The 1131-nt window shown below is 66.4% G+C and carries 3 protein-coding genes; 1 reads left to right on the top strand and 2 read right to left on the bottom strand.

Going from position 1 to position 1131, the window contains the following annotated elements:
- Nucleotides 1-5: 5 nt before the first annotated feature.
- Complete coding sequence (locus ACIPIA_RS16755) at nt 6-125, top strand: DUF930 domain-containing protein (RefSeq protein WP_400511105.1); 120 nt, start codon at nt 6-8, stop codon at nt 123-125.
- Nucleotides 126-137: 12 nt separating this feature from the next.
- Here the strand turns inward: ACIPIA_RS16755 and mutT are convergent, their stop codons facing one another.
- Both mutT and ACIPIA_RS16765 read right to left on the bottom strand, forming a co-directional pair.
- On the bottom strand, nt 138-542 hold the full coding sequence (mutT, locus tag ACIPIA_RS16760) for an 8-oxo-dGTP diphosphatase MutT (protein ID WP_400511103.1): 405 nt from the start codon (nt 540-542) through the stop codon (nt 138-140).
- A 12-nt stretch (nt 543-554) separates the two neighbouring features.
- Nucleotides 555-1131 (bottom strand): hypothetical protein (locus ACIPIA_RS16765; RefSeq protein ID WP_400511104.1); only part of this gene is annotated, 577 nt, incomplete at its 5' end.

The raw sequence follows: 1131 nt of genomic DNA on the forward strand, positions 1-1131 counted from the left end.
ATGGGCTGCGTTTCGAATGCACGATCTCGGCGGATCTGAAGCGCGTGACGGCCTTCGCCTTCCAGGTCGGCGAGCTGATTCCGCAGGCGCGCTGGCATGCGCTCGGCCTGCCGGCCGTAAATTGAAGGCCCGTCTGGTCAGGCGCCGAGGAGGTCGATCAACGGCGGGATGAGCGGCTCGTCGGCCGGCGGCATGGCGAGGTCACGGAGCTTGCCGGGGCGTACCCATTTCAGCGCCTGGCCTTCGCCGGAGATCGCGGTACCCTCCCAACGCCGGCAGATATAGAGCGGCATCAGCAGGTGGAATTCGGGATAGGCATAGCTCGCGAAGGTGAGCGGCGCGAGGCAGTCCTCCTTCACGGTGATGCCGAGCTCCTCGTGCAGCTCACGGATCAGCGCCGGTTCCGGCCGTTCCCCGGCTTCCAGCTTGCCGCCGGGAAACTCCCAGAGCCCGGCCAGCGCCTTTCCCTCCGGGCGCTGGGTGACGAGCACGCGGTTGTCCGCATCGATAAGGGCGCAGGCGACGACGAGGAGGAGCTTCACGAAGGCGATTTCTCAGTGGCCGGACAGGATGACCTGGACGGGCTCTGTTTCCTGGCCCGTCAGCGTCACGGTGTCATAGACCAAGCCACCCTCGCGCGTGAAGGCGTTCTCGTCGCCCCAGATAACCTGGGTGGAGACGAAATAGGTGCCGGGCGCGACCTTGTCGAAAGCGAAGCGGCCATTGGCCTCCGCCTTGACCGCGCGGGTGTGCTCGACATAGCCGGGGTCGGGCGTATCGTTGCCGGGGTAGGCGCGGTGCGGGATATATTTGCTCTTGCCGTAGAGATTGGCGAAGCGCTCGCGGGCGAAGCTGGTCGCGGGGACGAGGTGCACGATCTGGCCGGCGGCGTTGACCACCGTGCCGCTGGGCTTGGTGCGGAAGGCATGGCCCGTGATGACGCCGGTCCCGGATTTCTTGATGAAAGCCGCTTCCTCGACGGAAAAGGCGACGGTCGTGGGCTGGCGCTCGACGCAGCCTGCCAAGACGGAGCCGGCCAACACGGCCGCCGCGATGATCCCGATCCTCATGAAATCCCCACCCTGCGCGGCGCCGTCGTGACGAGGAAGACGCCGGACAGGATGATGCAAC

It is taken from the genome of Allobosea sp. CER48 (genome assembly GCF_044752385.1).
GTDB lineage: Bacteria > Pseudomonadota > Alphaproteobacteria > Rhizobiales > Beijerinckiaceae > Allobosea.